Source organism: Acinetobacter sp. L-24 (assembly GCF_056857555.1).
This window is the reverse complement of the sequence record NZ_JBSXNI010000016.1, coordinates 1-4290: the sequence shown is the minus strand read 5'-3', so window position 1 is coordinate 4290 and position 4290 is coordinate 1. Positions and strand designations below refer to the sequence as shown.

Here is a 4290-nt window from a genome sequence, read left to right as displayed (position 1 = left end):
GAAGGAAAATGTCCAGTAGATATTGAGCACAGGCAGATTAAGTATAAAAATAATGTCATTGAATGTGATCATGGTAAGTTAAAGCGGATCATCAGGGCCACATTAGGATTCAAATCTATGAAGACGGCTTATGCCACAATTAAAGGTATTGAAGTCATGCGTGCACTACGTAAAGGACAAGCATCGTCATTTTATTATGGTCAGCCTCAAGGTGAAGTGTGTCTAATCAACAGGGTTTTCGGTCTCTAAGCACTTTTAAAAAGGAACTTCATCGACTCAAATCTCTATTTGCAACAGTGCCAAAAAAGCCCAATCGGAGATGGTTGGGCTTTTTAAATCGACATACGACACTGAAATTTAAAGATAAATAAAGAGAATTTCGTATAAGGTGTATTATGTTATTTTTAGAGAAACTACTAAATTATATTGGGTTGTAAATATTTGAAATTCCGTTAAGATATTTTGGATTAAATTCTATTCCTAGATAGCATTCGTGTTGACTCATCTCTCCAAAAAACTTTGGTTTTGTTTTCTTATGGTTTTTGCCATAGGATGGAGTAGTGTGTCTGTTGCATCAGTAAAGATAATGCATATCAATATGCAAACTGAAATGAGCCAAGATCATTGTTTAGATCAAGCACAGCAAGTCACTCAACATGGTATTAATCACGAAGTACAGACGAATACCGATTGCCATAATCATTTAGCTCTTAATCAGAATATAGATCACAAAAAGTGTCAGGAATGTTCTAGCTTATCCTGCCAGACACAGATCTCATGTCTTCATTCTTTGCAAAGCTCGCTAGATCCCCTAGATACCTTCTATTCTATAGATCAGCCTAATTTTTATTACCCCAACCAATATCTAAATGGGTATTGGCAAGAAATTTCACGTCCTCCTAAAACTTAACCAATTTTTTTAAAATTTATTTATTTTTCAAAAATTAAGGTTAAGTTATGTCTCATAAAATTAGTTCGTACCTATTAGCAGGTATTTGTTTTGCATCGTCGCCTTTGGTTTTTGCCGAAGTGCGTGAATATCAGCTTGTTATTGATGAAGCAGTGGTCAGCCCAACTGGAAAGCCTGTAAAGCGCATTACCGTAAATGGTCAATTTCCTGCGCCTTTGCTTGAGTTTGAAGAGGGTGATGAAGCCATCATTCGCGTGAAAAATAATTTAAAAAACCAAGATTCTTCTATTCATTGGCACGGACTGTTGTTGCCGGGCATTATGGATGGTGTACCGGGATTTAATGGTTTTAACGGTATTAAGCCTCAAAGCGAGTATGTTTATAAATTCAAGATTCGCCAAAGCGGGACTTATTGGTATCACGCTCATTCTAAAGGACAGGAACAGGACGGCTTATATGGTTCTTTTGTGATTTATCCAAAAGGTAAAACACCATTGGCAGCACATGAAAAAGCTGAACGTGACTATGTGGTGATGTTGTCAGATTTTCATGAAAAAACCAGTGATCAAATTCAGAAAGATCTTAAAATTTCAGCTGAATATTATCAAGATCAGCGTGAAACCTTGGGTGATGTTTGGAAGCAGGTTAAACGTGATGGCATAAAAGCGACATGGTCTGACCGCAAAATGTGGAATCAGATGCGTATGCTAAAAACCGACATGTCGGATGTTACAGGTTATACCTTCCTCATTAATGGCAAAACACCTGAACAAAATTGGACAGGAATGTTTAAACCGAATGAAAAAATTCGCCTACGTTTTGTGAATGCATCTGCGATGTCTTTCTACGATGTCCGTATTCCTAACTTGAAAATGACTGTGGTCAGTGCTGATGGTCAGCCTGTAAAACCTGTTGCTGTGGATGAGTTTCGTATTGGCACAGCTGAAACTTATGATGTGATTGTGGAGCCCAAAGGCGGACATTATCAAATTGAAGCTGAGTCAATTGACCGTGCAGGCTATGCGATTGGTACACTGCACAATGAATTAAATCCTATGACACATGGCATTCATATGCCTGCACCACGTCCACGCTCACTTTTGACCATGGAAGATATGGGACATGGTGGCGGTGATCATGCAGGAATGGATCATTCGAAAATGAACCACGGCAATATGCAAGGCATGGATCACTCGAAAATGGATCATTCAAAAATGAACCATGGCGATATGCAAGGCATGGATCACTCGAAAATGGATCATTCACAGCATGGCACAGCAAAACCACAAGAAAATGATCAAGTGGTTTATGGTTGGGCAAATGCATCTACACCTGCGGGCAATAAAGCCTTGCAATATAGTGATTTAAAATCTTTAGAACCGCAAAAAGATACTCGTGAAGCTAGCAGTGAATTAGTAGTGCGTTTGGGCGGTACTATGGAGCGTTATATTTGGACGATTAACGGTAAAAAATTCAGCGATGCTGAGCCATTAAAAGTGAAGTATGGCGAGCGTATCCGTATCAAATTTATTAATGACAGTATGATGGCGCACCCCATGCATTTACATGGCATGTTTATGCAGTTGGAGAATGGTCAAGAGTCGGTAGATATGCCGAATAAACACACATTGATTGTACCACCGGGTAAAACAGTGACTGCTTTATTAACTGCGGATGAGTTGGGCGAATGGGCAATCCATTGTCATTTGTTGTATCACATGAGTGCAGGAATGATGAACAAGTTGATCGTGGCAAATGTTAGCGATGAACAAGTGTCTACAACGCCAATTCAAGGTACAAATTCGACTCAAACTCACCAAGTAACTGAGCAAAAAGGAGCTGGACATGCACATCACTAATTTTGTATTTAAAGCGTTTTTTTCTGTTGCGGTATTGAGTTTAACAAGCTTAAGTTTGGCGCACGAAGGGCATCATTCAACTGCTCAGACTGATGGAAAAAATGTACCATCAATGAATCATCAAGCGATGTCTGAGATGGATCATTCACAGCATTCTCCACAAGAGCATGCACAACACATGCAGATGATGGGGAAAATGAATCATGCTGCACATTCAGCACCGATGAACCATCAACATGCAGGTCATCAGCCAATGCATCACAAATCAACAGAGAAACAGCAAGATCAAAAAGTACAGAAAGGAGATCAACATGCGCACCATTAATCTTTTTTCTAAAACTGTTTTAGCAAGCTCTTTGTTGATGGTCAGTGCAGTGAGTTTGGCACATAATGGTGAAGATCATAGTGCGCCTGAAAAAATGACAGTTGCTACATCTTCTAGTCAAAATCAGCCGATGCAAATGGATCGCTCTCAAATGAACCATAGCCAAATGAATCAGGCACAACATCAGGCAACATCTACGGTTAATCATTTACATCATGTACCAGATGCGAATGCTCAGCAGAGTTCGCATTATGATCATCGCTCAGAACACGGTGCGCAAATTTATGCGATTACGACAGTGGACAATAAGTGGCTTGTCAATGAAGATGGCACAGGTGATTTAAAGTCAGAGTTTGAAACCCGTATTGGCACAGATGAAAATAAGGTTTTTATTAAAATTCATGCCGATAAAGAAGAATCGCATGATGCACATTATGATGCCAAACTTTTATATAGCCGTATGATTTCAGACTTTTGGGATGCACAGATTGGTGCACGTTATCGTAGTGAAAAAGTTGAACTCAATGATCATCGCAAAGACACCGAAGAAAATGTTGATGCGGTGATTGGCTTACATGGTATGGCGCCATATTTCTTTGAAACTGATGCTTATCTCTATGCGGGAGAAGACAATTATGCGGGCTTTAGCCTAGAAACGGAACGTGATTTTCTGATTACGCAAAAGTTGATTATTCAACCTTATTTAGAGTTGGATGCTATCTTTAGTGATGACTCTAAATATGCGAAAAAAACTGGTTTAAGCAGTGCAACCGCAGGGTTTGAAACTCGCTATGAAATCAGTAAAAAGATCATGCCGTATATCGACATTGCCTATGAGTATTCAAAAGGTAATGATGAAACGTCGTGGCAAATAGAATCAAACTCTGAGAAAGGTTGGTTATATGGAGCTGGTGTTAGATTTAGATTTTAATTAATTTAATGATTACTAAATAGCTTTATTTAAATAAAACTCTAGCTTAGTGTGGCCGGAAGCAAAATGTTAACTTATTTTGCTTCCTTCCATTTAACATAATGGCGATTATGTGAAGTCGACTTTGTAAGCCCAAAATAGAAATGTCCGGTTTCTCCAAAGTAAAAATGTCCGCTTTTAGAATATGCACTTTTGCGATTATTGAAGCGGACGGTTTGATATGTTGGTGTCTATGTCGGATAAAGAACTTAAACGATTGTCGGTC

Annotated in this window: 4 protein-coding genes; all 4 read left to right on the top strand. The window is 38.9% G+C overall.

All coding sequences use genetic code 11. The features are described 5' to 3' along the window. Window positions 1-249 (top strand): DDE-type integrase/transposase/recombinase (locus tag AC13CK_RS00760; protein WP_159154207.1); only part of this gene is annotated, 249 nt, incomplete at its 5' end. 708 nt (window positions 250-957) lie between these two features. Continuing rightward, window positions 958-2769, top strand: coding sequence for a copper resistance system multicopper oxidase (locus AC13CK_RS00755; protein ID WP_034583971.1), 1812 nt, complete (start codon window positions 958-960; stop codon window positions 2767-2769). Beyond that, entirely contained in the window at window positions 2756-3094 is a 339-nt protein-coding gene (locus tag AC13CK_RS00750) for a hypothetical protein (RefSeq protein WP_004897649.1), read from the top strand. The genes AC13CK_RS00755 and AC13CK_RS00750 overlap by 14 nt, the downstream gene beginning before the upstream one ends. Continuing rightward, on the top strand, window positions 3081-4025 hold the full coding sequence (locus AC13CK_RS00745; protein ID WP_004668309.1) for a copper resistance protein B: 945 nt from the start codon (window positions 3081-3083) through the stop codon (window positions 4023-4025). The genes AC13CK_RS00750 and AC13CK_RS00745 overlap by 14 nt, the downstream gene beginning before the upstream one ends. The last annotated feature ends 265 nt before the right edge of the window (window positions 4026-4290 follow it).

Bases quoted from the DNA above. Each gene is read 5' to 3' on its own strand.
- AC13CK_RS00755 (WP_034583971.1), top strand. From the start codon at position 958: ATGTCTCATAAAATTAGTTCGTACCTATTAGCAGGTATTTGTTTTGCA.
- AC13CK_RS00750 (WP_004897649.1), top strand. From the start codon at position 2,756: ATGCACATCACTAATTTTGTATTTAAAGCGTTTTTTTCTGTTGCGGTA.
- AC13CK_RS00745 (WP_004668309.1), top strand. From the start codon at position 3,081: ATGCGCACCATTAATCTTTTTTCTAAAACTGTTTTAGCAAGCTCTTTG.